The sequence below is a fragment of the Arthrobacter jinronghuae genome (genome assembly GCF_025244825.1).
Taxonomy (GTDB): Bacteria; Actinomycetota; Actinomycetes; order Actinomycetales; family Micrococcaceae; genus Arthrobacter_B; species Arthrobacter_B jinronghuae.
Genome location: NZ_CP104263.1, coordinates 505,997 through 531,636, shown reverse-complemented (window position 1 = coordinate 531,636; position 25,640 = coordinate 505,997). Strand labels below are relative to the sequence as shown.

The 25,640-nt window shown below is 64.7% G+C and carries 24 protein-coding genes and 1 tRNA gene; 13 read left to right on the top strand and 12 right to left on the bottom strand.

Annotated features, from left to right (window positions below; all coding sequences use genetic code 11):
• Positions 1-20 precede the first annotated feature (20 nt).
• Positions 21-197 carry a hypothetical protein gene (locus N2K98_RS02550; protein ID WP_255865894.1) on the top strand — a complete coding sequence of 59 codons (177 nt, stop codon included), beginning with the start codon at positions 21-23 and terminating at the stop codon, positions 195-197.
• Here N2K98_RS02550 and N2K98_RS02545 read toward each other — a convergent pair.
• Positions 194-859, bottom strand: coding sequence for a GntR family transcriptional regulator (locus tag N2K98_RS02545; RefSeq protein WP_255798209.1), 666 nt, complete (start codon positions 857-859; stop codon positions 194-196). The genes N2K98_RS02550 and N2K98_RS02545 overlap by 4 nt on opposite strands.
• Before the next feature lie 150 nt (positions 860-1,009).
• Between N2K98_RS02545 and N2K98_RS02540 the strand changes: the two genes are divergently transcribed.
• Both N2K98_RS02540 and N2K98_RS02535 read left to right on the top strand, forming a co-directional pair.
• On the top strand, positions 1,010-1,792 hold the full coding sequence (locus N2K98_RS02540; RefSeq protein ID WP_255865893.1) for a DUF1932 domain-containing protein: 783 nt from the start codon (positions 1,010-1,012) through the stop codon (positions 1,790-1,792).
• 124 nt (positions 1,793-1,916) lie between these two features.
• Entirely contained in the window at positions 1,917-2,879 is a 963-nt protein-coding gene (locus tag N2K98_RS02535; protein WP_255865892.1) for a catechol 2,3-dioxygenase, read from the top strand.
• 66 nt (positions 2,880-2,945) lie between these two features.
• Here N2K98_RS02535 and N2K98_RS02530 read toward each other — a convergent pair whose 3' ends face one another.
• The 5 genes from N2K98_RS02530 to N2K98_RS02510 all read right to left on the bottom strand — a co-directional run bounded on the left by N2K98_RS02530 (position 2,946) and on the right by N2K98_RS02510 (position 7,623).
• Positions 2,946-3,821, bottom strand: coding sequence for an ABC transporter ATP-binding protein (locus N2K98_RS02530; protein WP_255865891.1), 876 nt, complete (start codon positions 3,819-3,821; stop codon positions 2,946-2,948).
• On the bottom strand, positions 3,811-4,584 hold the full coding sequence (locus N2K98_RS02525) for an ABC transporter permease (RefSeq protein ID WP_255865890.1): 774 nt from the start codon (positions 4,582-4,584) through the stop codon (positions 3,811-3,813). Before N2K98_RS02525 ends, N2K98_RS02530 begins: the two co-directional genes overlap by 11 nt.
• A complete protein-coding gene (locus tag N2K98_RS02520) occupies positions 4,581-5,420 on the bottom strand; it encodes an ABC transporter permease (RefSeq protein ID WP_255865889.1) in 840 nt (279 codons plus the stop codon). The genes N2K98_RS02525 and N2K98_RS02520 overlap by 4 nt, the downstream gene beginning before the upstream one ends.
• Positions 5,420-6,397, bottom strand: coding sequence for an ABC transporter substrate-binding protein (locus tag N2K98_RS02515; protein WP_255798203.1), 978 nt, complete (start codon positions 6,395-6,397; stop codon positions 5,420-5,422). The genes N2K98_RS02520 and N2K98_RS02515 overlap by 1 nt, the downstream gene beginning before the upstream one ends.
• Positions 6,398-6,540: 143 nt before the next feature.
• Positions 6,541-7,623 carry a PLP-dependent cysteine synthase family protein gene (locus N2K98_RS02510; protein WP_255865888.1) on the bottom strand — a complete coding sequence of 361 codons (1,083 nt, stop codon included), beginning with the start codon at positions 7,621-7,623 and terminating at the stop codon, positions 6,541-6,543.
• 198 nt (positions 7,624-7,821) lie between these two features.
• Between N2K98_RS02510 and N2K98_RS02505 the strand changes: the two genes are divergently transcribed.
• From N2K98_RS02505 to N2K98_RS02460, 10 genes are all read left to right on the top strand, one after another.
• On the top strand, positions 7,822-10,329 hold the full coding sequence (locus N2K98_RS02505; protein WP_255865887.1) for a CAP domain-containing protein: 2,508 nt from the start codon (positions 7,822-7,824) through the stop codon (positions 10,327-10,329).
• Between the two features lie 309 nt (positions 10,330-10,638).
• Positions 10,639-11,814 (top strand): SDR family oxidoreductase, encoded by a 1,176-nt coding sequence (locus N2K98_RS02500; protein ID WP_255865886.1) that lies wholly within the window; start codon positions 10,639-10,641, stop codon positions 11,812-11,814.
• Between the two features lie 12 nt (positions 11,815-11,826).
• Positions 11,827-12,756, top strand: a complete 930-nt coding sequence (locus N2K98_RS02495; protein WP_255865885.1) for an NADP-dependent oxidoreductase — start codon at positions 11,827-11,829, stop codon at positions 12,754-12,756.
• Positions 12,757-13,084: 328 nt separating this feature from the next.
• Entirely contained in the window at positions 13,085-13,312 is a 228-nt protein-coding gene (locus tag N2K98_RS02490; RefSeq protein ID WP_255798198.1) for a hypothetical protein, read from the top strand.
• Between the two features lie 437 nt (positions 13,313-13,749).
• Positions 13,750-14,697 carry a uridine-preferring nucleoside hydrolase UriH gene (uriH, locus tag N2K98_RS02485; RefSeq protein ID WP_255798197.1) on the top strand — a complete coding sequence of 316 codons (948 nt, stop codon included), beginning with the start codon at positions 13,750-13,752 and terminating at the stop codon, positions 14,695-14,697.
• Positions 14,694-16,151 (top strand): uridine transporter UriT, encoded by a 1,458-nt coding sequence (gene uriT / locus N2K98_RS02480; RefSeq protein WP_255865884.1) that lies wholly within the window; start codon positions 14,694-14,696, stop codon positions 16,149-16,151. Before uriH ends, uriT (N2K98_RS02480) begins: the two co-directional genes overlap by 4 nt.
• Positions 16,148-17,581: a uridine transporter UriT gene (uriT, locus tag N2K98_RS02475; protein WP_255798195.1), complete on the top strand. Its 1,434-nt coding sequence runs from the start codon at positions 16,148-16,150 to the stop codon at positions 17,579-17,581. The genes uriT (N2K98_RS02480) and uriT (N2K98_RS02475) overlap by 4 nt, the downstream gene beginning before the upstream one ends.
• Before the next feature lie 28 nt (positions 17,582-17,609).
• A complete protein-coding gene (locus N2K98_RS02470; RefSeq protein WP_255865883.1) occupies positions 17,610-18,524 on the top strand; it encodes a ribokinase in 915 nt (304 codons plus the stop codon).
• A 155-nt stretch (positions 18,525-18,679) separates the two neighbouring features.
• Entirely contained in the window at positions 18,680-19,303 is a 624-nt protein-coding gene (locus tag N2K98_RS02465; protein ID WP_255865882.1) for a hypothetical protein, read from the top strand.
• Positions 19,304-19,380: 77 nt separating this feature from the next.
• Positions 19,381-20,856: an AAA family ATPase gene (locus N2K98_RS02460; RefSeq protein ID WP_255865881.1), complete on the top strand. Its 1,476-nt coding sequence runs from the start codon at positions 19,381-19,383 to the stop codon at positions 20,854-20,856.
• Between the two features lie 40 nt (positions 20,857-20,896).
• Here N2K98_RS02460 and N2K98_RS02455 read toward each other — a convergent pair whose 3' ends face one another.
• The 6 genes from N2K98_RS02455 to N2K98_RS02430 all read right to left on the bottom strand — a co-directional run bounded on the left by N2K98_RS02455 (position 20,897) and on the right by N2K98_RS02430 (position 25,634).
• Entirely contained in the window at positions 20,897-21,271 is a 375-nt protein-coding gene (locus N2K98_RS02455) for a DUF4259 domain-containing protein (RefSeq protein WP_255865880.1), read from the bottom strand.
• Positions 21,272-21,325: 54 nt separating this feature from the next.
• Positions 21,326-22,150 carry a histidine phosphatase family protein gene (locus N2K98_RS02450; RefSeq protein ID WP_255798190.1) on the bottom strand — a complete coding sequence of 275 codons (825 nt, stop codon included), beginning with the start codon at positions 22,148-22,150 and terminating at the stop codon, positions 21,326-21,328.
• A gap of 153 nt (positions 22,151-22,303) precedes the next feature.
• Positions 22,304-23,041, bottom strand: a complete 738-nt coding sequence (locus N2K98_RS02445) for an S-layer homology domain-containing protein (RefSeq protein WP_255865879.1) — start codon at positions 23,039-23,041, stop codon at positions 22,304-22,306.
• Between the two features lie 464 nt (positions 23,042-23,505).
• Positions 23,506-24,318, bottom strand: coding sequence for a hypothetical protein (locus tag N2K98_RS02440; protein ID WP_255798188.1), 813 nt, complete (start codon positions 24,316-24,318; stop codon positions 23,506-23,508).
• A gap of 213 nt (positions 24,319-24,531) precedes the next feature.
• A tRNA-Thr gene (locus tag N2K98_RS02435) sits at positions 24,532-24,608 on the bottom strand.
• 156 nt (positions 24,609-24,764) lie between these two features.
• Entirely contained in the window at positions 24,765-25,634 is an 870-nt protein-coding gene (locus N2K98_RS02430) for a DsbA family protein (protein ID WP_255798187.1), read from the bottom strand.
• Positions 25,635-25,640 lie beyond the last annotated feature (6 nt).

Here is a 25,640-nt window from a genome sequence, read left to right as displayed (position 1 = left end):
CCCTGCCGGTAGTGAAGAAAATGTGGCCCGTTGCTGGTTTCGGACTCTCGGCAGCGCTGGCCGTGCAGCTGCTGGCCGGCGGTCCGACAGGTAACGGCGTTGCCCTTCTGGCCCTTCTCTTCCAGACGGTGGTCCTCATCCGTGCTGCCGCAGCCGCTAACCGCGCCGCGCGCTCGGTTGGCGGGAACTCGGCTTAGTGCGCGGATGCAGAGCCTGTCCGGCGGATGGCATCGGCAATGCTCACCATGTGGGCCTCCATCATCCGGGCGGCCTGCTCGCCCTGCCCGGTGCAGATGGCCTCAATGATGTCCACGTGTTCCGGCAGCGAAACGTTGGCACGCCCAGGCTGGACCGCCAGCCGGAACTGGTGGCGCACATTCTGTGCCCGCAGCCTTTCGATGGTGGCCCCGGCGGTTCCCTGGCCGCTGATTTCCACGATCCGCCGATGGAGCTTGGAGTTGATCTCCGAGTAGCGCATCAACTCTCCGGACTTTACGGCGGACGCCATATCGTCGGCCATCTGCCGGAGTTCGGCGACCTGCCCGGCGTCAATCCGCTCCGCTGCTTTGCGGGCACACAGCGCCTCCAGCACGCCGCGGACTTCAATGATCTCCACGGCCTCTTCCACGGGCACCGACCGCACGCGGGCCCCGCGGTTCTGCACCCGCTCCACCACGCCTTCGACGGCGAGTTCGGCAAGGGCGGAGCGGACCGCACTGCGGCTCGCTTTGAACTGCGTGCACAGGTCCGCCTCCACAAGCCGCTGGGACGGCACTAGCTCGCCGTCAAGAATTGCGGTGCGGATTGCGTCCGCCACCTGCGCAGCGTTACTCGTGGTCGCTGCTGCATCTGCTGTCATTGGAAACTCCTCGGCGGAAAGGCACCCCGCCCGCTCTCATTTTAGTATCACGCAAAGTTATCACTGCATTGACGGGTCCTCCGCAGCCGCAGCTTGGAATTGTTGACAATCATGGCAATAATCGGCGGACAGCTACGAGAGGACACGACCATGACTGCGGTGACCGTACTGGGCCTGGGTGAAGCCGGACGCCTGTATGCCCTTGGACTGGCGGAGGCCGGGGCAGATGTACGCGGCTACGACCCCTACACCGACGCACGGGACGCCGGCATCCACCAGTTCGGCTCGCTCGCCGATTCCGTTGACGGAACCGATCTGGTCATCAGCCTGGTCGGCGCCGCCGCCGCCCGCAGCGTCGCGGAGCAGGCACTGCCGCTGCTTCCAGCCAACGCAGTGTTCGCGGATTTCAACACCGCCGGCCCGGAGGACAAAGCCGGACTCGCCGAACTCGCCGCAGGCCACGGGGTGGATCTGGTGGACGTGGCCGTAATGGCACCGGTCCCCCGCGCCGGCAGCCGAACCCCGCTCCTGGTCAGCGGCACCGCGGCGGACAGGTTTGCCGCCCTGATGGAAGGCTTCGGCAGTCCCGTGGAAACGATCCCCGGCGCCCCCGGGGCCGCGGCAGGCCGCAAACTGCTGCGCAGCGTCTTCATGAAGGGGCTGGCCGGTCTGGTGCTGGAGTGCCGGGCCGCAGGGAGGGCGGCCGGCGCGGAGGAATGGCTCCTGGCGGAAATCGCCGGGGAGTTGGGGCCGGACGGACCGGACCTGGTGACCCGCCTCCTTCAGGGGTCGCAGACACACGCCGTGCGGCGCGCCCACGAGGTTGAAGACTCGCTGGCTTACCTCCGCGGGCTTGGCACGCCCGCCTGGATGACCGAAGGCACGTTCAGCTGGCTGTCCGCGCTGGCTGCGGACGGCGCCGACGCCGACTGACCCGCATTGGCTGCGAAATTGTTGACAATACTTGGAGCCGCTGGTTGACTCTCAGCACTGCTTCGGGACCGGCAGACCGGCAACGAAGCCCGTGCCGTTTGAGCAGACCGCAAAGGAAACCGCAATGCCTAATGCTTTTCGCGACGTTGCCCATTTGGGCTTCGTGGAACTCTATACCCCGGATTTTGACAAGAGCCTCTGGTTCTTCACCGAACTGCTGGCAATGCGCGAAGTCGCGCGCGACGGCGATTCGGCCTACCTGCACGCGTGGGATGACTACGAACACCACACCATCAAGCTGACCGCCCACGAGACCTCCGGCGTCGGACGCCTGGGCCTGCGTGCCGCCAGCGAAGAGGCCCTGCAGCGCCGGGTCGCCGCCATCGAAGCGGCAGGACGCGGGATCGGCTGGCACGACGGCGACCCGGGCATGGGCAAGACCTACGCCTTCACGGATCCGGACGGGCATCCGATGGACATCTATTTCGAGAGCGAATGGCATGTACCCACCGAGGAGTCCCGGCCGGCCCTGAAGAACCAGGCGGACCGCTTCCCGGGCCGCGGAGTGAATGCCCGCCGGCTGGACCATGTGAACTTCCTCGGCGCAGACGTTGCCGAGAACGGCCGGTTTGTGGAAGAGGTGCTGGGCGGCAAGCCCACCGAACAGATCCGGCTGGACAACGGCCGGCTTTCCGGCCAGTGGTTTACCTTCTCCAACAAGTCCTATGACCTGGTTTACAGCGGTGACTGGACCGGCAGCAGCGGCAGGCTGCACCACGTCGCGTTCGCCACCGACACCCGCGAAGACATCCTCAAGGCTGCGGACATCTTCCTGGAAAACGGCATCCACATCGAAACGGGGCCGCACAAGCACGCCATCCAGCAGACCTTTTTCCTGTACGTGTATGAACCCGGCGGCAACCGGATCGAATTCTGCAATGCCGGTGCCCGCCTGATCCTGGCGCCGGACTGGAAGACCATCGAATGGACCGAGGCCGAGCGTGCCAAGGGCCAGGCCTGGGGCATGAAGACCATCGACACCTTCCATACCCACGGCACTCCCCCGGTGGAGCTTCCCGCCGACTGACCCCGGTATAACGACTTACGGCCCCTCCTTCCCGGGAGGGGCCGTAAGTCGTTTGTTCTAGCGGATTCAGCGCGCCGCGTCCGGCCGGTGGCCCTTCTTGGCGAGCTGGATCTGCTCGTAGACGTGGTGGCGCAGTTCCGTGAAGCGCGGCATTCCCCGGGTCTCCAGCTGGTCGCGGTCCTCCGGGAGATCGATTCGGATATCCTCCTGCACCACGGTTGGCGAGGAGGACAGGATGATGACGCGTTCACCGAGGTACACGGATTCGTCGATGTCGTGCGTGACGAACAGGATGGTCATGCCCAGGTCCTTCCACAGCCGCCGGGTAAGGTCCTCCAGATCGGCACGGGTCTGGGCGTCGACGGCGGCAAACGGCTCATCCATCAGCAGCACCTCCGGCTGGTATGCCACCGCGCGGGCAATGGCCACCCGCTGCTGCATGCCTCCGGACAGCTGCCAGGGATAGGACTTGGGCACGTGCTCCAGTCCCACCGCTTCCAGCGCGTCGGCAACCCGCTGCCGGCGTTCCGCCTTGGGCACGCCGGCGTTCTTCAGGGGCAGTTCCACGTTGTCCGCAACCCGCAGCCAGGGAAACAGGGAACGGCCGTATTCCTGGAACACCACAGCCATTTTCTTGGGCGGTGCCGTCACCTTCTTGCCGTCCAGCAGCACTTCGCCCTCGGTGGCTCCAAGCAGTCCCGCGATGCACTTGAGCAGGGTGGTTTTGCCGGAGCCGGAGGGACCGACCAGACAGGCCAGCTCGCCGTGGCCCAGGTCGAAGGTGAGGTTGCGGACGGCTTCGATGGGGCCGCCGTCGGTGGAGTAGACCTTTTTCAGCCCGCGGACCGAAAGCAGCGCTTCCCCTTCGGGCAGGGTACGCCCGGACGGTGTGGCGCCCGCCGGCGCCGGAGTTGTTTTGGCGGAGATGGCGTCAGGCTGCATTTTCTACCTCTTTAAGGCCGTGGTACCAGCGCAGCACGCGCCGTTCGCACCATTGGAAGATCAGGGACAGGGCCAGGCCGATCAGGCCGAGCACCAGGATGCCGGACCACATTTCCGGGATGGCGAAGGACCGTTGGAACTGCAGGATAGTGAAGCCCAGCCCCGAGGAGGAACCGAACATCTCCGAAATGACCATGAGGATCAGGCCGATGGACAGCGACTGCCGGATGCCTGCCATGATCGTCGGTGCGGCTGAAGGCAGCACCTGGTAGCGGATCCGGTTCAGCCCGGAAATGCCGTAGGACCGGGTCGTTTCGTTCTGCACCGGGTCGATGGAGCGGACCCCTTCGATGGTGTTCAACAGCACCGGCCAGATGCAGCCGACCACAATCACGGCAACCTTCATGCCGTCGTTGAGGCCCACCAGCAGGATCAGCACCGGAACCAGCACCGGGGGCGGCAGGGCACGGAAGAACTCGAACACGGGCTCGGTCAGCGCCCGCAGTGTCCGGTTCAGGCCCACCAGCAGCCCGACGACGATGCCCAGGATGATCGCGATGGCGAGCCCCGCGAGCAGCCGCCCCACCGACGGCAGGACATCCCCGGTGATCCGCCCCTCAAACCAGGTGGGACCGAAGACATCCACCAGGGCGGAGGGTGTGGGCACGAAGAAGTTCGGTTCGCCGCGGGTGGAAGCCCACCAGAGGAGCACCAGCAGCAGGGGCAGCGCAACCACGTAGGCAAGACTCTTGAGCGTCTTCACAGCACCACCTCTCCGCGGACGGACGGATGCCAGGACAGCAGGCGCTGCTCGACCTGGCGCATCACGATATTGATCGCCACGCCCAGCAGGCCGGTGGCCAGCACCAGCGCGTACATGCCGGAGATGGCACCGCCGGACTGGGCATCGGCAATCTCACGCCCGAGTCCGGGCGAGCCAATGATCAGCTCGGCGGTGATGGCCAGGATCAACGCCACGGAGGCCGCGAGACGGATGCCCGTCATCAGGTACGGCAGCACGGTGGGAAACACCACGTGCCGGATCCGCTGCAGCTTGGAGAAGCCGTAGGACTGTGCTATCTGCGTTGCCACATTGTCGACGTCGGCCACCCCGTAGAGCACCTGGATCAGCACCTGCCAGAAGCAGGCATAGATGATCAGCATCAAAGAAGATTCGATTTTGACGCCGAACAGCAGCACGGCCAGCGGGATCAGCGCAACGGAGGGAACCGGGCGCAGGAACTCGATGGTGGAGTTGGTAAAGCGGCGCAGGAACGGACTCATGCCGATCACCAGGCCCAGGATGCCGGCGGCGACGACGGCGGCTGCCAGGCCGATGGCCCAGGCCATCAGGGTGTGCCCCACGGCCACCCAGAAGGCAGTCAGCCCGAAGTCCCGGACGAGGGCGATGATGACTTCCGAGGCAGGGGGCAGGAAGCGGGGCTGGACCAGGCCGACTCGTGGAACCAGTTCCCAGATCAGCAGGAAGCCAAGGACCCCGGCCAGGCCCAGCACCGGCTTCGGCACTGGGCGGCGCGCACCCGGCCGGGCTGCGCGTGGCTGCGCAGCCCGGCCGGGTTCCAGCACGTCAGTACTCATTACGGCAGCAACTCATCCAGCTTCGGCTCTTCACTGATCAAACCGTCACTGAGCGAAAGCTCCGCAAGCGTTTCCACGCCGGCACGATTGATTTCCGTGGTGAAGCTGGGCAGGGTGAGTGCCTTCGCGGTCTCGGCGTCGATCTTCGTGTAGGTGAGCAGGACCTCGCGGACGGCGTCCGGGTTCTCCTCCGCGTATTCCAAGGACTTGTTCATGGCCGCCGTGAATTTCTCCACCGTCTCGGCATCGTCCTCGGCCTTCGCCGACGTCGTGAAGTAGCCTGCGACGGTCAGGTCCTCCGCGGTATCCACGTAGTTGGAAGCGATTGGCGTGGACCCGGCGTTCTGGCCGCCGGTCAGGAAGGGCTCCACCACCTGGATGGCGTCCACCTGGCCGCGTTCCAGGGCAGCCTGCATATCGGGGAAGGCCAGTTCCACGAACTCGATGCCCGACGGGTCACCGCCTGCCTTGCGCACGGAGGCCCGGACGGTGGTGTCGTTGATGTTGTTGAGCGTGTTGACGGCGACCTTCTTGCCAGCGAGGTCCGCCGCCGTCTCGATCCCGGCATCCGGGTTGACCAGGATGCCGCCGAAATCGGCGCCGTCCTCGCCTGTCGACGCCGCTCCAGCGGCCACCACCTGCACATCCAGGCCCTTGGACTTGGCCACCAGCATCGAGGAAATGTTGCTGAAGCCGAAGTCCATGCTGCCGCTCATGACGGCCGGAACAATGGCCGCGCCGCCCTGGGCCGGCTGCAGTTCCAGCTCCAGGCCTTCCTCTTCGAAGAAGCCTTCCTGGACGCCGAGGTAGATGGGGGCAACATCGACGATGGGAATGACTCCGACCGTCACCTGGGTGAGCTCACCGCCACCGGCCTCGCCGGTGTCTTCGGCCTCCCCGCTGGGCGACCCCGAGCCGCAGGCGGCCAGAGCCAGGACCGCAGTGGAGGCGGCGAGCACCCTAAGAATTGGCTTCATTGTCATTCCCCGGTTTCCGTGTAAAAAGTTAGCTAGGTCACACACACGGTATTTTTGGTAAACACGATTGTCAACAATTCTCAATAACGATCAAGGAGCGGTGCCTGCCGCCATTGCTCCGGCCGCGGTCCGCCCGGAGCGGATCAGCCCGCAGGCCACCGCCCGGTCCGGAACAGTTCCTCCAGCACGGCCGTGGCCCGGGCCGGATCCAGCCCGCGGGACTCCAACCAGGCGTCGTCGCCGTAGGACGCGGTGTACCGGTCCCCCGAGTCGCACACAAGCGAGACGATGCTTCCGGCACGGCCGGCCGCTTCCATTGCTGCGGCCAACTGCCAGACACCCCAGAGATTGGTGCCGGTGGAGGGTCCCGCATGCAGTCCGGTGAGCCGCCGCAGGTGCCGCGAGGCGGCAACCGATGCCGCGTCCGGAACCTGGATCATATGGTCGATTACCGCCGGAACGAAGCTGGGTTCCGGCCGGGGCCGGCCAATACCCTCAATCCGGGAGGGCCTTCCGGCCGCCGGCTCCCCCGGGTTCTGCCAGGCCGGGAAAAATGCGGAGTTCTCCGGGTCCACCACTGCCAGCCGGGTGGGATACCGGTGATAGCGGATATAGCGGCCGATTGTTGCACTTGTCCCGCCGGTACCGGCACCCACCACTATCCAGTCCGGCAGCGGATGGTCCTCCTGGGCCATCTGGGAAAAGATCGACTCGGCAATATTGTTGTTGCCCCGCCAGTCGGTGGCGCGTTCGGCATACGTGAACTGGTCCATGTAGTGCCCGCCGGTGCTGGCCGCTACGCCCTCCGCAGCGGCGTACACCTCGGAAGGCTCCTGGACGAAGTGGCAGCGCCCGCCGTAGTGCTCGATCAGCCGGATCTTCTCCGCACTGGTGGTCTGCGGCATCACGGCCACGAACGGCAGTCCCAGGAGTTGGGCGAAGTAAGCCTCCGAGACGGCAGTGGAACCACTGGAAGCCTCCACGATAGTGGTGCCCTCGGTGATCCAGCCGTTGACCAGGCCGAAGAGGAAGAGGGAGCGGGCCAGCCGGTGCTTGAGGCTGCCGGTGCGGTGGGTGGACTCATCCTTCAGGTAGATCTGCACGGACCAACCGGCCGGGACCGGGACCTGGAACAGGTGCGTGTCAGCTGAGCGTGCCCCCTCGGCCTCGATGCGTCGGATGGCGGTTTCGGCCCAGCTGCGGTCCGGAAGCGTAAGAGTGTTCACGTTTCCAGCCTACGCGGCAGGCCCTGCCATCCGTCGATAAATAAATTCCCGGTATTTGGAACGTGTTGCACGTGAAAGCCTATTGGGTGCTGGTACATTTCCATTCGCGCATCTTTTACCGCAACCTATTATTTACTTCCTTTTCGAGAGGCACCATTTATGCACTTCCGCCGGAAAACCTTTTTGCCCGGCCGTGGCATGAACAAGACCGCAGTGGCGGCCGGTGCCTTTCTCATGGCTGTTTTGATTACGCTCGGAACTGTCAGCGCAGCGCCACCGGTTATGGCGGCTCCCGCAGGAGCCGCTGAGGCACAGGTGCTGAAACCCGCAGCGTGGACAGCCAGCGAACAACAGATCATAGATGTCTTCAACGGAATCAACACGTTCCGCAAGAGCAAGGGACTTCCTGCCCTGCGCATAGGAGTCAACGCGTCCGCCGTTGCACAGGAATGGTCCCGGCACATGGCCGATACCGGTTTAATGGTGCATTCCACCAGCCACCACGAAGATTTGCGGGTGGCAGGCTTCTATTCAGCTTCCGAAAATATCGCCTACAATTCCCCCACCGACGCGCCGCTCCTCGTCACGCAGTGGATAAATTCCCCTCGCCACAATGAAAATATGAGCCGCCTGGAAGACAACGTTATTGGAATAGGCCTTTCCACCGACGGGCGGGAACGGCTTTGGGGTTCCACAACTTTCTATGCATACCGCACCGTGCCGGAAGCGACCTATGCCACTGCAGAGGAGTTCCTGGCCGCTACCGCCCTGCCTCCCGTGCCGGCCGAAACACCGGCCATCCTGGGAACAGCAGCATACGGACAGACCCTCGGGTTGAAGGAAGCCAACTGGCCGGCCGGAACCCAGCTTACCTATCAGTGGTATGCCGAACTATGGAAGATTCCCGGTGCCACCGAGGCAACACTTCGAGTCAATTACGCCCCCGGCACTAATATCTGGGTGGGAGTGACAGCGACGGCACCTGGTTACCGCACCACAACCGTCTTTTCCGCTTCGACCCCGGTAATCGCGCGACCCACGTCAGTGGAAATCTTCGAGGAGCCCACAATTACCGGGATTCGTGCATGGGGTGAGACACTGACCGTTGCCCCTGGGAAATGGACCGACGGGGCAACGCTGACGTACCTGTGGAGTACCGGCGAAACCGGGCCCACCCATGTAATCCAAGACTTTGAGACGAATACGTCCGTGACTGTCACCGGAAGCGTTTCCGGAATGTCTCCGAAGAGCATTGATTTGACTATCGACATCCCGGCACCGCAACTGGCTTATACGGTAAAGCCCTCCATCAAAGACGTCACGGCCATTGTAGGTAAACCCATCGTCCCGGATCCCGGAAGCTGGAACGCGAATCCGGTCCTTAAGTACACCTGGCTCCGTAACGGTATGGAAATAAGCGGTGCCGAGGGTGCCACCTCCTACACACCCGTCCCTGTAGACATCGGCGCGGCCATCTCCTTTTCGGTGCAGGCCTCAGCCCGCGGCTACAACCCGCTCACGGTCGTGTCCAACCCGACGGTCCAAGTTGTCGCCGCGCCGGCCGAGACGGTCAAGAACCTCGTTAAGCCCGCCATCTCAGGAGCGGCAGTCCAGGGACAGACACTGACCGTCGAACCGGGAACATGGAGCGACAAAGCTTCGCTGTCCTATCAATGGCTGAGCGACGGAAAGGCTATTGAGGGTGCCACCGGGAAATCCCTCAAACTCACCGCTTTCCACACTGGGACTAGAATCTCCGCGAAGGTTACCGGCAGCAGAACCGGATTCACCTCCGCCTCCGTCACCACGGCACCCACCGCCAACGTGACCATCCGGTCCGTCGCCTACCAGTCCGGACCCGTCATCACCGGAACACCCACGGTAGGCGAAACCTTGACCGCCGCCCCGGGGACCTGGGACAAGGGCGTCCAGTTCACCTACCAGTGGAACCGTGGAGGCAAAGCCATAACCGGGGCCACGTCGAGCCGATATAAGCTCGACATCGGCGATTCCGGGAGCACCATCACTGTCACTGTGACTGGGTCTGCACCCGACTACGCCAGTACCGCGGTTACGTCCAGCCCTACCGCCATAGTCCGAGGGAGCACCACGCCAGTAACAGCACCGTTCAAGGATGTTCCGGTTGACATGCAGTTTTCCGAGGAAATCCGTTGGATGGCCGCTGAGGGTATATCGACTGGCTGGGACGACGGCACGTACCGTCCCCTAAATCCCGTGGCGCGTGATGCGATGTCCGCATTCATGTACCGCCTTGCGGACGAGCCGTCCTTTGCTGCTCCGAACGTCCCCCCGTTCGCGGATGTGCCGGTAAATGGACAGTTCTTCAAGGAAATGTCCTGGCTCGCCGATCAAGGCATCAGTACCGGGTGGACCGAAGCCAACGGAACCCGCACCTACCGCGCCTTGGAGCCGGTAAAGCGCGACGCCATGGCCGCCTTCATGTACCGCTTGGCCGGTTCCCCCGCCTACACCGCCCCGGCTATTTCGCCCTTTACAGATGTCACCACCGGCCAGCAGTTTTACAAGGAAATGGCCTGGCTGGCCGATCAAGGCATCAGTACCGGGTGGACCGAAGCCAACGGAACCCGCACCTACCGCGCCTTGGAGCCGGTAAAGCGCGATGCCATGGCCGCCTTCATGTTCCGGTTCGACCAGAAGGAATACAAAGTGTCCGGAGCACGATAAGGCCGGCGGCCTGCGGGGTCGGACGATCCTGACTTTCTAATCCTTCGCTAAACAGCGCGACGGCGGCACCGGCCCAGGTGCCGCCGTCGTCACCGTTAATGCGTCAGGTTCTTTGGGAAAGGACCAGCCGTTGACCAGGCCGAAGAGGAAAAGGGAGCGGACCAGCCGGCCGGGACCGGAACCTGGAACAGGCCTGATGGATTGTCCGCCCCATGCGGCAACCCCCGGGATTTTCATAAGCACGCTGATGATCGATATCGTCGAGGTACTGGCCGTTGACCAGGTATTACGGAATCAACAGGAGAACCCATGGAAACCTTCCCTGAAGCAGCCGCCGAGTCACATGCCGGCGCCAACCCGACGCCCGGCATCATCGAACAGGACCAGGCCCGCACCGCGGCGCCGCCCCACGACTCGGGAGCCGGCGTCGTGCTCGTGGCCGGCGCCGGCGGAGTGATCGGCCGGCATGCCGCGGACGAGTATGCCCGCCGTGGCTGGAAGGTACGCGGAGCCAGCCGCCGCCCCGTGCCCGGCGCAGACTGGGAGCATCTGTCCGTGGACCTGCTGGATGCCGGCAAGGCCCCCGAAGGCCTGGCCCCGGCGGCGGACACCACCCATCTGGTCTTCGGTGCCTACATTGAGCGTCCGACGTCGGCCGAATTGTCCGAGGTCAACACCGCTCTCCTGCGCAACACCTTGGACGGCCTGCACGCCGCCGGAGCTCCGCTGCGCCACGTCACGCTCTATCAGGGCGGAAAGGCCTACGGCGCGCATCTGGGCTACTTCAACGCCCCGGCCAAGGAACGGGATCCGCGGCTGATCCAGCCGAACTTCTACTACGACCAGGAGGACCTGCTACGCGAGGTGGCCGCCGAGCGCGGCTTCACCCTGACCGTGCTGCGTCCCGAGGGCGTGATCGGCTACGCCACCGGCAACCCGATGAACCTGCTGATGGCCATCGCGGTCTACGCCAGCATCAGCAAGGAACTGGGCCAGCCGCTGCGTTTCCCCGGCACCGTGGCGGCATACGATGCCCTGTACCAGGTCACCGACGCCGAGCTGCTGGCCCGCGCCGCCGCATGGGCAGGCTCGGAACCCACCGCCGCAGGGGAAATCTACAACATCACCAACGGCGACCAGTTCCGCTGGCGGCAGCTGTGGCCGGCCTTCGCCAGGTACTTCGGCATGGAATACGCAGAGCCACAGCCCGTGCCCCTGACGGATGCCATGCCGCAGTACCGTGCCCTCTGGGAGCAGATGACCGCACGGTACGGATTGGAACAGATCCCTTACGAAGACCTGGTGCGCTGGGAATTCGCCGACTTCATTTTCCGCTCGGAGTTCGACAACGTCTCCTCCACCATCAAGGCCCGCCAGGCAGGTTTTGCCGACTGCCTGGACTCCGAAGACCGGTTCCTGGAGCTCTTCGACCGGCTGGCACAACAGCGCATCATTCCGGGGCCCACGGCCCCGCTGCAGAAGTAAGAGGAGTTCCCCATGAAGATTGTTGGCATCCGTGCCTTCGGCGGCCCCGAGGTCCTGGAGGTCCTCGACGTGCCCGAACCCCATGCCGGCCCCGGCGAGGTCCGCATCCGGGTCCACGCGGCCGCGGTCAGCCCCACCGACACCGTGCTGCGCTCCGGTGCCCAGGACATGGGCGGGCAGGAGCCGCCCTATATCCCGGGCATGGACGCTGCCGGAGCGGTCGACGAGGTGGGTGAGGGCGCCGGCTGGCGGATCGGCGACGAAGTCATGGCCCTGGCCCTGCCCCGGGCCTCACGGCGGGGCGCCTATGCCGAGTACTTGGTGGCACCGTCGGACTCCATCGCACGGATCCCGGCCGGCGTCGGACTGGAGGCCGCCGCCACGCTGCCGATGAACGGACTGACTGCGGTGCAGACCTTGGAGAAACTGGACCTTGCTGAAGGCTCGGTCCTGGCGATCACCGGTGCAGCCGGAACCCTCGGCAACTATCTGATCCAGCTCGCCAAGGAGGCCGGACTGACTGTTGTTGCCGATGCCTCCCCGCGGGACGCTGAGGTCGTAACGGCACTGGGAGCGGACCACGTGGTGGAACGCGGCGACGACGTTGCCGACCGGATCCGGGAGCTTTTCCCCGACGGTGTAGACGCCGTCGCGGATGCGGCGGTGATGAACGAGCTGGCAGCGGCCGCTGTGCGCGACGGCGGCGGGTTCGCCACCGTACGCGGGTGGGACGGGGATCCCGGCCGCGGCATTACGGTGCATCCGATCCGAGTCGCCGAGGAGCACTCCTCCGGGGTGAAGCTGGACCGGCTGCGGGCGCTGGCCGAAGCGGACCTGCTCAGCCTGCGGATCGCGGACGTCCTGCCCGCCGAACGGGCTGCCGATGCGCACCGCAGGCTGGAGGCCGGCGGCCTGCGCGGCCGGATTGTCCTGACTTTCTAATCCTTCGCTAAACCGCGCGACGGCGGCACCGGCCCAGGTGCCGCCGTCGTCACCATTAAGTCACCGTTAATACGTCAGGTTCTTTGGGAAAGGGCTATCCGGGGCACCGGCGCACTGTTATGGTCATCGGCATGGGAATACTGATATTCGAGTAGCGTCGCGCGCTCGAACCCACCGCAGACACCATCCATTAGAGCTTGTTGAGGCACTGCCTCCGAGTCCGTCCGTCTGCCCAGCCAAAACCTCCCGGTAGAACCGGTGTGCCTTCGGCACGCCCGGACGGTGTCCCTGACATAACCTCAACGGCCCAGAGCCATTGGAGGACACCATGCGTGTACCCAAAGAGAAAAAGCCCGAAGCCCCACAACCCGTATTGCCGCTCGTCGAGATCCATCTCGCTCCCGCGGCCGAAGCACGGCTGAGCGAGGCGAGCGCCCAGCAGCTGGGCTCTGCCCCGGAGACCGCCCTGCCCGGCTGGCAGAGTCTCGGCAAAGACCACAAGCCCACCCGTGCGACCACCAGGCAGGGACCGCGGGAGCGAAAGGTCCGGTGGTAAGTAGCTGAAGGGCATCTTCGGCAGCCCCGCTCTCCCCGGAGCGGGGCTGCCGTCTTTGACTCCCCGATCGGAGCAGGGAACATCCCCCGAATAGGTCGCACCGGCAACCCAAATCAAGCTGCCGTCTGGTGGGGTCCGGGGCGTTCGGTCATGCTGGAAGGGAGGCAGTGGCCCGGAGTCGCGCCCCGCCCGCGAAAGAGCGGCGGACAGCATAATTTCCCCGCAGCCAGATGGCAAATCGGAACGGAGTTCCGGCCGGTGCGCGGCAGGAGCCATGACGGAGTGGTCCGCAATACGTCTATATCGTTAATTCTGGTGCCACGCAGGCACTCCCCCATGTCCGCACCGCTGCGGACCGCTGCAGGAGTACCGGAGCCGGACGCCGCAATGCCGGAACTGCGGTCCCGGAGCTAGAACCTCAACGAAGCGGAGACGTAATGCCCCACAAAATCATCCTGGATTGCGATCCCGGGCATGATGATGCGGTCGCCCTGCTGCTGGCACACGGCAGCCCGGAGATCGACCTCCTGGCGGTGACAACCGTCGTCGGAAACCAGACCCTGGAGAAGGTGACACGTAACGCACTGGCAATTGCCCGTGTCGCAAATATCACAGGCATTCCCTTCGCAGCGGGCTGTGACAGGCCCCTGGTCCGCACGATCGAAAACGCCCCGGACATCCACGGCGACTCCGGCATGGACGGTCCCGAGCTTCCGGAGCCAACCCTCGAACTGGATTCCCGCCACGCAGTGGACCTGATCATCGACACCGTCATGGCACACGAGCCGAACACCGTCACCCTCGTCCCCACAGCCGGCCTGACCAACATCGCCATGGCCGTGCGCAAGGAACCGCGCATCGCCGAACGGGTCAAGGAAGTCGTCCTCATGGGCGGCGGCTACCACGTAGGCAACTGGTCCGCCGTGGCCGAGTTCAACATCAAGATCGACCCCGAAGCAGCGCACATCGTGTTCAACGAGAAGTGGCCGCTGACCATGGTCGGCCTGGACCTCACCCACCAGGCACTGGCTACGGACGAAGTTGCCGAGCGCATCGCCGCCGTCGGCACGAAGCCCGCTAAGTTCGTCGGCGAACTGCTCGACTTCTTCGGCGAGGCCTACAAGGATGCCCAGGGCTTCGACTTCCCGCCCGTGCATGATCCCTGCGCCGTCGCTTACGTCATCGACCCCTCCGTCATGACCACCCGGCGCGTCCCGCTGGACGTGGAACTGACCGGCACCCTGACACTGGGGATGACGGTGGCGGACTTCCGCGCGCCGGCCCCCGCAGACTGCAACACCTCCGTGGCCGTGGACCTGGACCACCGGAAGTTCTGGGATCTGGTTGTGGACGCCCTTCAGCGCATCGGCGAGGTTGAACTGTGAGTGAAACGACCCGCCGCCGGGTGAGCGTCGGCGCACTGATGGCGGCTCTGCTGGCCGCCTGCGTTGCGTTCCAGCTCAACGCCTCCATGCTCTCCCCCGCCCTGTTCACCATCGAGCAGGAACTTAACACCACTTCGGCTGCCGTAGCCCTGACCCAGACGGCGTTCTTCACCGCCGCCGCACTGTTCTCCCTGTTCCTGCCGCGCCTCGGCGACATCATCGGCCGCAAGAAGGTCCTCGGCGGAATGCTGGTGGTCCTGACCATCGGCTCTGTGATTGCCGCCCTCGCACCGAGCATCGAGGTCCTGTTCCTGGCCCGGCTGATCCAGGGCGTCTCCGGACCCACCGTTGCGCTGTCCATGATCATGCTGCGCGTGGAGATCCGCGACCCCAAGCTTTACGGCACCCTGATGGGCGTCATTGCCGCAGTCAACGGCGGCATCGCCGGCGTTGATGCCATTGCCGGCGGCTATCTGGCGCAGAACCACGGCTTCGCATCAATCTTCTGGTCCATGGCCGTCGTCGGCGTCATTGCCGCCGCCCTCGTCATTGCCGTGATCCCTGAATCCCGTGCCGAGAAGAAGGAAAAGATGGACTGGGTGGGCGTTGTCCCCCTGGTCATCTCGGTCGGCACCCTGCTCACGGCCTTCAACGAGGCCGGCAAGTTGGCGGAAGCCAACTGGCCCCTGGTCATCGGCCTGATCGTCATTTCCGTCATCTCGTTCACGGTGTTCTGGAAGATCGAAAACCGGACCGAGCAGCCACTCATCGCCACTTACCTCCTGAAGCAGCGCTCCACCTGGGCCCTGCTGCTGACCACCGTGCTGACCATGACCGGCGTTTTCGCCGTGATGAACGGGATCATCCCGGCCCTGGCCCAGGACGGCGCCGTAGGCTTCGGCATGGGTGCGGAAGAGTCGGCCTGGTGGACCATCACCCCCTACGCCCTCGCCGGCCTCATCGTGGGACCGTTCGCGGGACGGCTGGCAGGCAGCTGGGGCTACGCCAAGGTGCTGCGGATCGGCACCATCGGCTCCGTCCTCGCGCTGGCCCTGATGCTCCCGGTCGTCGGGAGCGATTCGAAGCTGGGCCTGCTGGCTATTTCCATCCTGGTCGGCATCACCTATGCCGGCGTCGGCAACGTGATGCTCAGCGGCCTGGGCGTCATGCTTTCCCCGAAGGAGAACCCCGGCTTCCTTCCCGGCCTCAACGCCGGTGCGTTCAACCTGGGCGCTGGCCTGAGCTTCGCCGTGATTTACGCCGCGAAGACGGCAACCACGGTGACGGACGGGTCCGGCACCGAGGGCTATTACGGCGGCATCATTGCCGGCGCAGTCATTCTGGCCCTGGCCCTGGCCACGTCCTTCCTCATCCCCAAGCCGGCTGACATCAGTGGTGATCCGGAGGCAGCCGAACCAGATGCCGCCCGAGCCAAAATCGAGGTGAACTCGTGACTGAAACCGCCCGCCGACGGGTAAATGTCGGCGCACTGATGGCCGCCCTGCTGGCCGCCTGCGTGGCGTTCCAGCTCAACGCCTCCATGCTCTCCCCCGCATTGGTCAGCATCGAGGAGGAACTGGAAACCACCTCGGCGGCAGTGGGCCTGACGCAGACCGCGTTCTTCACCGCTGCCGCACTGTTCTCGCTGTTCCTGCCGCGCCTCGGCGACATCATCGGCCGCAAGAAGGTCCTCACCGGGATGCTGGTGGTCCTGACCATCGGCTCCGTGGTAGCCGCCCTGGCACCGAGCATCGAGGTCCTCTTCCTGGCCCGCCTGATCCAGGGCGTTTCGGGACCGGTGGTGCCGCTGACGCTGATCATGCTGCGCGTGGAGATCCGCGATCCCAAGCTGTACGGCACCCTGATGGGCGTCATCACCGCCGTCAACGGCGGCATCGCAGGGGTCGACGCCGTCGCCGGCGGCTACCTTGCGGAAAACCACGGGTTCGCGTCCGTCTTCTGGGCCATGGCCATTGTCGGTGCGGTCGCCACGGCCCTGCTCTTCTTCCTGGCCCCCGAATCCCGGGCCGAAAAGAAGGAAAAGATGGACTGGGTGGGCGTTGTTCCGCTGGTCATTTCCGTGGGCACGCTCCTGACCGCGTTCAATGAGGCGGGCAAACTGGCGGACGCCAACTGGCCGCTGGTCATCGCCCTGATCGTCATTGGCGTAGTCGCCTTCGTGGCGTTCTGGAAGGTGGAGAACCGCACCGAGCAGCCGCTCGTGGCCACCTATCTGCTGAAACAGCGCTCCACTTGGGCCCTGCTGCTGACCACGCTACTGACCATGACCGGCGTCTTTGCCGTGATCAACGGCATCATCCCGGCCCTGGCGCAGGACGGCGTTGTCGGTTTCGGCATGGGCGCCGAGGAGTCCGCCTGGTGGACCCTTACGCCGTACGCCCTCGCGGGCCTGTTCCTGGGGCCCCTCGCCGGCCGGCTGGCCGCCAGCTGGGGTTACGGCAAGGTGCTGCGGATCGGCCTGATCGGCTCCGTCATCACCCTGGCCCTGATGCTCCTGATAGTCGGCAGCGACTCCCGGCTGGGGCTGCTGGGCGTATCCGTGCTGATCGGCATCACCTACGCCGGCATCAGCAACATCATGCTCAACGGACTGGGCATCGTGCTCTCCCCGAAGGAGAACCCCGGCTTCCTGCCCGGCCTCAACGCCGGTGCGTTCAATCTGGGCGCTGGCCTGAGCTTCGCCGTGATCTACGCGGTGAAGACGGCTGCCACCCCGGCCGACGGCGCCGGATCCACTGGGTACTACGCCGGTATCATTGCCGGACTGGTCATCCTGGCGCTGGCCCTGGCCTCGTCCTTCCTCATTCCGAGGCCGGCCGATGCCGAGGTTGACGCCGCCCCGGCCGAGACCGACCACCGCTGACCGTCCGCCACCCAAGGAGAATCACTGCATGTCCGCCGGAAAAGTTGTAGTTGTCGGCTCGCTTAATGCCGATCTGACCGTCCGCACCGACCGTTTCCCCTCCCCCGGGGAAACCCTGAACGGATCGGAACTGGTCATTGTGCCGGGCGGCAAGAGTGCCAACCAGGCCGCTGCCGCTGCCCTGCTGGGTGCCGAGGTGCGGCTCTTCGGTGCCGTGGGCGCCGACGGGCACGGTGATCTGCTGCTGAAGGCAGCAGCCGACGCCGGCGTAGACGCCTCCCGCGTCCTGCGCCGCACCGGCACTGCGACGGGCACCGCGATGATCGTGGTGGACGCTGCCGGGGAGAACACCATCATCGTCTCCCCCGGCGCCAACGGCACGGTCACCGGCGCCGAGCTCCCGGCGGACCTGTTAGACGATGCCGCAGTGCTCTGCCTGAGCTTGGAGGTTCCGCTCGAAGCGGTGGCCGCCGCAGCGCAGGCAGGGCACGACGCCGGCACCCAGGTGCTGCTGAATCTCTCGCCGTACCGGGAGGTTCCCGCCGAACTGCTCGCCTTGACCGATGTCCTGCTGCTCAACGCCCACGAAGCGGCGCTGGTCACGGGACTGGCCGATCCGGCGTCGGACTGGGAACGGGTCATCGCTTCCCTGGCCCGCCTGGGCGTGCGCCGTACCATCATCACGCTCGGCGGAGAGGGCGCCGTCGTATTGGACGGCACCGCTGCCGGTGCGGACCGTGTTGCTGCCGTCGCTCCCACCCGGGTGACCGCGGTGGACACCACCGGCTGCGGGGACGCATTCACCGCCGGTACTGCTGCCCGGCTTGCCGCCGGTGATTCGCTGGTCCAGGCTGCCGAATTTGCGGCGCGCGCCGGCGCATTGGCCGCTACCCGCGAGGGTGCGCAGTCCTCGTATTCGGCGCTGCTGGAAATGGTGGGCTGACCACCGGGCCCCGGCCGCAAAGGGCCCTGCAGCTGCCACTCGGCAGCTGCAGGGCCCTTTTCCGTGCAGCTTTTTCATAGTTCGTTCGCCGCCGCCTATGCTGGCAGGTACTGCGGCAAATCGGCCGTGGATCAGCCGGCTTTTATGGGGGAAGCATGTCCGAACAAGTGCCGCAGGGCGCCAACAACAACAGCCACAACTCAAATGCGTATCCCGGAGGCCAGACTCCGCCCGGGCCGGCAGCGCCTCCGGTTCCGCAGGCAGGTCCGCCCTTCGCACAGGTGGGACCGCCCTTCGCGCAGGCAGGCGCTCCCTACGCTCAGGCAGGCGCTCCCTACGCTCAGGCAGGCGCTCCGGCCGGTCCTCTGGTACCGCCGCAGCGGCCGAAGCAGGTGGATTCCGCTTTCACTCTGCTGATGGTCATTCTGGGCCTGACCGTTCTGAGCGTTCCCGCCGGAATCCTCCTGGCGAACGCAGCCGGCCCCGATGTCCCCATGGCAGGTGTCATGATCCTGGTGGTTCTGGGCATCATCTGCCTCGCCATCACTCTGGTTGCCGCTATTTTCATCCGCAAAGGCCATAACTGGGCCCGGATCCTGCTTGCCGTTTACACAGGGATCTCAGTGCTGACCCTGATCACCAATATTGGCCTGCTGGGTTGGTGGGCAGTCCTGGCCCTGGTTATCGCAACGGCAATGCTGTTCCGGAAGCCGTCGCCGCAGTACTTCCAAGCGATGAGCCAGTACCGGCAGCACAAAATGCTCAAGCAGCCGTACTAAGCAGTTCTGCAACACACTGAAGGCGGTGCCTCCCGGGGAGGCACCGCCTTTTTGCGCCGGTGCTAGGCTCTGCCCGCATGGATGAAAAACTCGGGGAATTCCTTAGCAACTTCAACCGCGCGATCGAACTCTCACGGGAGCACCTGGCGCAAAACGACGGCAGGGAACGCATCATTGACGTGTTGACGGAGCACATCGGCGTGCCCGCGGCCGAGGTGCCCATCGTGTCGCAGGATGTTCCCGTTCACCGGTTCGCGGACCTGGACATTTCCATGGAGAAGATTGCCGGACGGGATCCCGGGGCCCGGCTCATCGGGGTGGGCGGCGGGCAGCAGCGCCAGCATCAATCCCTGGCCGACATCGTTCAGGAAGGGTACGGGCCCGTTGGGGTCGGCCAGCCCGATTTCGTGAACCTCGCCGTCGGGCCGGACAGTACCCGTGAGGTGGTGGCCTTGGGGCTGCGGTTGTTCGCCTATGAAGGTGTTCCGCTTGCCGTCCTGCAGCGCGCTGCCAACCCCCAGTACGGACGTTCGGGAGCGGACGTGGCGGTGCTCGGCCGGAACCGTGAAGCGGCCGTGGGCTTCCTGGCTGAGCTGCAGGAAGAATTGCGCACCAACAGCATCCTGCGCGGCCAGGTTGTCTCTTTCGCCTTCGATCCGTACGGCCAGCAGGGCGCCGGTGTCACGTTCCTTGCCCGCCCGTCGTTGCCGGCGGAGGAAGTGATTCTGCCGGGTGAAGTGCTCGACCGCGTGCGGCGCCATGTGCTCGGCATCGCGGCGAACCGGGAGGTGCTGCGGGAGCATGGACAGCACCTGAAACGCGGCGTCTTGCTCTATGGCCCTCCCGGCACCGGAAAAACCCACACCGTGCGCCACCTGCTCAGCGCCAGCGAGGGTACGACGGCTGTCCTGCTGGCCGGGAATTCGCTGCACATGGTGGGTGAGGCTGCACGGCTGGCCCGTGCCATGGCGCCGTCCATGGTGATTCTCGAGGACATTGACCTGGTGGCCGAGGACCGGAACATGGGCCACGGCCCGCAGCCGCTGCTCTTTGAGGTTCTGGACGCACTGGACGGGTTGGACGCGGACGCCGACGTCGTGTTCCTGATGACCACCAACCGCGCCGAGGCGCTCGAACGGGCACTGGTGCAGCGGCCCGGTCGGGTGGACCTTGCCGTCCGGATCCCGCTGCCCGGCGTCGAGAACCGGGTCCGGCTGCTGGAACTCTATGCTCCCGCCGGGGTGTTCTCCGATGCCGCACTGCAGTCCGCGGCCGAGCAGTCCGAAGGCGCGACAGCGTCCTTTGCCCGGGAGCTGGTGCGCCGCGCCGTGCTTCGGGCCGTGGATGCCGGTGAGAAACCCGGCGATTCCCATCTGGCCGCTGCGGCCGAGGAACTGTTGGGCCAGGGAGAGGCGCTGACCCGAAGCCTGTTGGGCGCCGGCGGAGACGGTTCCGGAGGCGACGGCGACGACGGCGGTGCGGGCTTCGGTCCGGGCGGCCCGGATCCGCAGCCCGGGGTCAGCGTGGGGTACACGGTTGGTTGGACGCCGTAGGTCCTGTCCGGAGCCGCTGCTGCTGGCTCGCCCAGGCGGGCTACCGCCGGCTGAGCTTCATTCGGGCCGGTTGCGGCCCGGTGAGCTGGTTCCGCAGTTCCTGGAGGGCCGCCACACGTTCGGCGAGTTCCTCCGGACCCGCTTCCTCCCACTCCTCGAGGCCGCTGCCCTGATCGATCACATCAACCGCGGCGGCTTTCACCTCGTCGTCGAGCCTGCCCACCTGGGACTGCGCCGCCGCGAGCGCCACCCACAACTCGGCAGCGTTGTCCTCGCGCAGCATATAACCGAACGATTCGATGACCAGGCGCGTCGCTTCCTCGTCCGGAATCTGGTCCTCGAGATGTTCGCGGTACTCCCCGCGAATGTCCGCCGCCGTGTCATTGGCAAAAATGCCACTCCCCCATGCACCCATACGGCGAGTATTGCAGATAAATGAATTAAAGGGGCGGAGGCCGGTTGGACCTGTTCAGCTTCCGAACGCACCCTCGAGGAAATGCCGGTTTGCTTCAGCCCGCTCCAGGAGATCCTCTCTGGTGAAGTACTTCCGATCGAACTCTTCCCAATCGCCGACGAACATGGTCCACTCGCCGTCGACCTGAACCGGCCAGCAGCGGCGGACCCAGTTGAGCTTTTCGCGGACGTTGTTCCGGTTGGCCGGATCGGTGCTGGTGTACTGCAGGACGGTGCAGTTGTGGATCATCTGCTCTTTGTCCGCGTCCCGTTCCAGGAACTCCTCGTCGCTCCACCGCTCCAGCACCAGGCGCGTGGCCCACATGAATTCACCGTGGGTCACCAGGAGGACGTTGTCGCGGGCGTTTTCGCGGTGCAGGGTGCTCAGGATGTTGCGCACCCGGTTTTCGGCGACGTTGGCAATAGATTCCCCGGCGGGCGGAGCCCAATACAACGGATCGCTCTCGCGGTAGGCGGCGTTCTGCGAGTACTTCTGCGCGAAGTCCTGCTTCGACATGGAGCCGATTTCGCCCCAGGAACGCTCGCGGATCACCCGGTTCTCTTCCCAGCGCACGTCCAGCCCGAGGTGCGCGGCGGTTTCGCGGGTCCGGGTGTAAACGGAGACCATGGCGCGGTCGAATTCTATATTCTGCCGGGCGATCCACGCCCCGGCGACCTTGGCCTGCTGGACCCCGAGTTCCGTGAGCCGCCACGAGCGGTCCGGGACGGTCATGGTCTCTTCGTTGTAGAGGCTCGGATCCCCGGCCTTGGCTGCCCTTTGCATAACGTTTGCTTCGCTCTGTCCATGACGGACGAGGAACAGGTTCCGGGGCATAACCATTGGAGACTCCTAATACGTGCGCACTGATTCTGCTTTTCCATCATATGGGTGGTCGGCGAGGTGGCCTGACCGGGGTTGAGTCATCTCCGACAACAGCGGCTCTAAACAAGAACGGCCACCGGATTTTTAGCCCGGTGGCCGTTCCCTCAATGCCTACTGCTTGGGGACGTATCCCTTTTCTGCAAAGCGATACATGAAGGCCGCCATCGCGTCTCGGTTCACCGGCTGCACCGGACCGAACGTCCGGGTGCCGTTGGCCTGCTCCCAGCCGGTGGAGATGCCTGTAGAGGCTAGCCAGGAGATTTCCCGGTAGAACTGGTTGTCCGTGCTGACATCGGCGAAGGGTGACTGCTTCGGCGGCGTGAACTCGGGATAGCCGGCCATCCGGTAGAGGTAAGCGGCCATGGCATCGCGGTTTACGGAATTGCCCGGGCGGAAGGTTTTGTCGGGGTAGCCCGTCGTAACGCCTGAAGCCAGCAGCCACCCGATCTCCCCCTTGAACTGTGAGTTGGCCACATCGGAGAACGCGAAAGAGGCGTCGGCGAGACCGTCCTTCTCGCCCTTCAGCGCGTCGAGGCGGTGCATGAAGGCGGCCATTGCCTCGCGGGACACCGGCTGCAGCGGTCGGTATGTGTGATCAGGCCATCCTGTGGAGATGCCGCTACGTGAAACCCACACGATTTCCGCCGCGAACTGCGTCTCCCACGTGATGTCGCTGAACGGCAAGCCGGCAGCTGCGGCAGGCCGCAGCGCTGAGTCTCCGGCGTTGGAGGTCTGATTCTCGGTGGCCGCGGCGGGGACAGCACCCGCACCGAAGAGCAGAGCGCCGGACATCAGCACGGCGGTGAGAGCCTTGGCGGATTTGATGCCAGGCCTGGGAATGAAGCTCACGGGGAGTCCTTTCGGGTGGTGCTCGGGTCAATGACGGTGAACGAACCTGACGATTTATCCCGGACGACGGAGAGAAATCCGTGCAGCTTATTGATCGCTTTGCATGCTCCGGCAGGCGCACAAGATGAACATGCGCCTTTGGGGACTGCCTATGGCTGGAAAGCCGGCAAAATCTGGAATTCGCCAGTTCTACCGAATGCCGAAACTACGACCGTGCCACAGTATTTGCGACCGGAATCGTTCACTAAAAAAGGGATAGCGTGGATAGGGTTTCGGCATGGGGGTAGAAACCCGTGATTGATTAATTGGGAGAATAACACGTTTTTTGTTCCTGCCGGGCTGAAGACATTCTCTATGAATTCGACAGTGCCGCTATGGCGAAGAAAAACAGCCGGGTCAGCGGATTTTCTCGTGACAATTAACCGCGGAATTGGTGGGTCTTCGCTTCGATCTAGGCGGACGCCTTAGGCAGTCACCTTCGACAGTTCGACGGGGCGCTTTGAGGAAGTAGTCTTCGCCTTCCGCTTCCGCTTTCGCCGCCGCTTGGTTTTGCCGGCGAATGGAGGGCGCGGTGCGCCGAACCGCGGGCCCCACCAGTACCTGCCGCCGATCAAACTGCCTGCGAGGAAGCCGAACAGCCCGGTGAATACGGCGTCTACGTAGCCAATGAAACCGGCCAGGATCAGTGCAGGTATGAAGGCGAAGAACATGGCAATGAGAATTATGAACCGGGTTTGGAACGACTTCACAAAGCGGACCAGCGCCCACCCGCCGACGAAACCGATGGCCAGGGACACGGCGAGGGTCTGCACCGTGACACCGTCAAGGAGCATGGCTGTGGGCGCACCGAGCAGCACGGCTGCGGAGGCTGCGTTGATCAGCGCCAGTTGCCACCCGCCCGTGTAGCCGCCGTCGGCGGTACGCTCCCGCTTGCGCCTGATTTCAGATCCGGCCTTCTTCCCGGACCACCGGTGTCCGCCGGCAATGCCGCCTGCGATGAATCCCATGAGCGCCGGGCCCTCCATTGGGATGCCAGAGATGTCTTCCATGCGGAGCATCACGATGAGGATCAGAGTGAAGGCCCCGCCCATCACCATTGAAGCGCGCACGGACAGCGAAACCACCCTGAACAGAAGGACCCCGTAGGAGGCACCCAGCGCAAAGAAACCGACGGCCGGGCCAGGTGCGCCGCCGAAGAACCAGACGGTCATGGCCACAGGCGCGACGATTGTCAGGACCCGCGTGAACCGCCAGTCATTGATCCATTTCTTGAGCACTTCTGCCTCACCCCCGTAGCAAGGGTAGGCTGCGGCCGCCGCGTTTGTCCCGGCAGGTCCGGCGCCTCCGCTTCAAGTGCAAAGTTCCGCCAGGAACAGGATCAGGAACCGGTTTCCACTGATTGCTGCGTCCGGAACCTCGGTCGCATCGCCGGCAGCCCAAAGAAAAACCCCTCCTGATCAGGCGTTATGCCTAATCAGGAGGGGTTTTCGTGGAGCCCCCTGCCGGATTCGAACCGGCGACCCCCTGTTTACAAGACAGGTGCTCTGGCCAACTGAGCTAAGGGGGCGTGGCTGGCGGCCTAAAAGTCCAAGCCAGTCACGCCGCCGTCGTCCGCCCGAACAAACGGGTGTGAACAACAGCGCTAGACAAGATTAGCCCAGAGCGCCCGCCCCCGTGAAACCGGAAAGGTTTCACGGGGAACGGACGCCGGGCCAAGTCAGGCTTACTTGTTGGCGTCGATGGCGCCCTGGACCGTTTCCACGAAGGCGTTCAGGTCCGCTTCCTCGCCGTTGACGAAGGCCGTCGGGGTGCCGTTGATGCCGTCCACCCGGGCCAGCTGGTCCGCGTACTTCACGAACGGACGGTAGGTGCCGTCGTCGATGCAGTCCTCCATGCCCTCGGTGTCGGCGCCCACGGACTCGGCCATGTCCACCAGCTCGGCGTTCTTCACTTCACCGGCGGCGTGCTGAGCGAAGATGGCCTTCATGAAGTCCCAGTAGGACTCAGGGCTCTGGTCCGCCACGCATGCCGCAGCGTTGGCTCCGCGGGAGGAGTAATTGGTGGCCGAGTTACGGTCCAGGAATGCAACGGTGCGGTATTCGTAGGTGATCTCGCCCGCATCCAGCCACTGGGAGATCTGATCATCGTAGGTCGCGGCGAAGTCCGCGCAGTGCACGCAGTTGATGTCCACGTATTCCACCACCTGGACCGGCTCACCCTCCGGCGCAGCTTCAACCCCCGGCGGAATCGGAGTCTCTTCTGCGGCTTCCTCCGGTGCCGCCGGCAGCGTCTCCGTGTCGAAGTCGAAGGTCTCCGTGGGCTCCAGCGCGGTGGTCGACGTCAGGGTAAACCCGCCGTACTGGTTGGCGTTTGCCGGCGAAGTGCCGGTGTTCGCCACGTCCTTGGCCATGCTGTTAAACACAATCACGCCCACAATCGCGATGACCGCCACGATGGCCACCACAACACCCCAGATCACCAGGAGACGGTTGCGCCGCTCCTTCTTCTGCTGGGCCTCGCGCAGTGCGCGCGCCTGCTCGCGGGCAGCAGCAGTGCGTTCCGCCTTGGTCGGCTTGGGGTTCCGGTCAGTCATATTTCC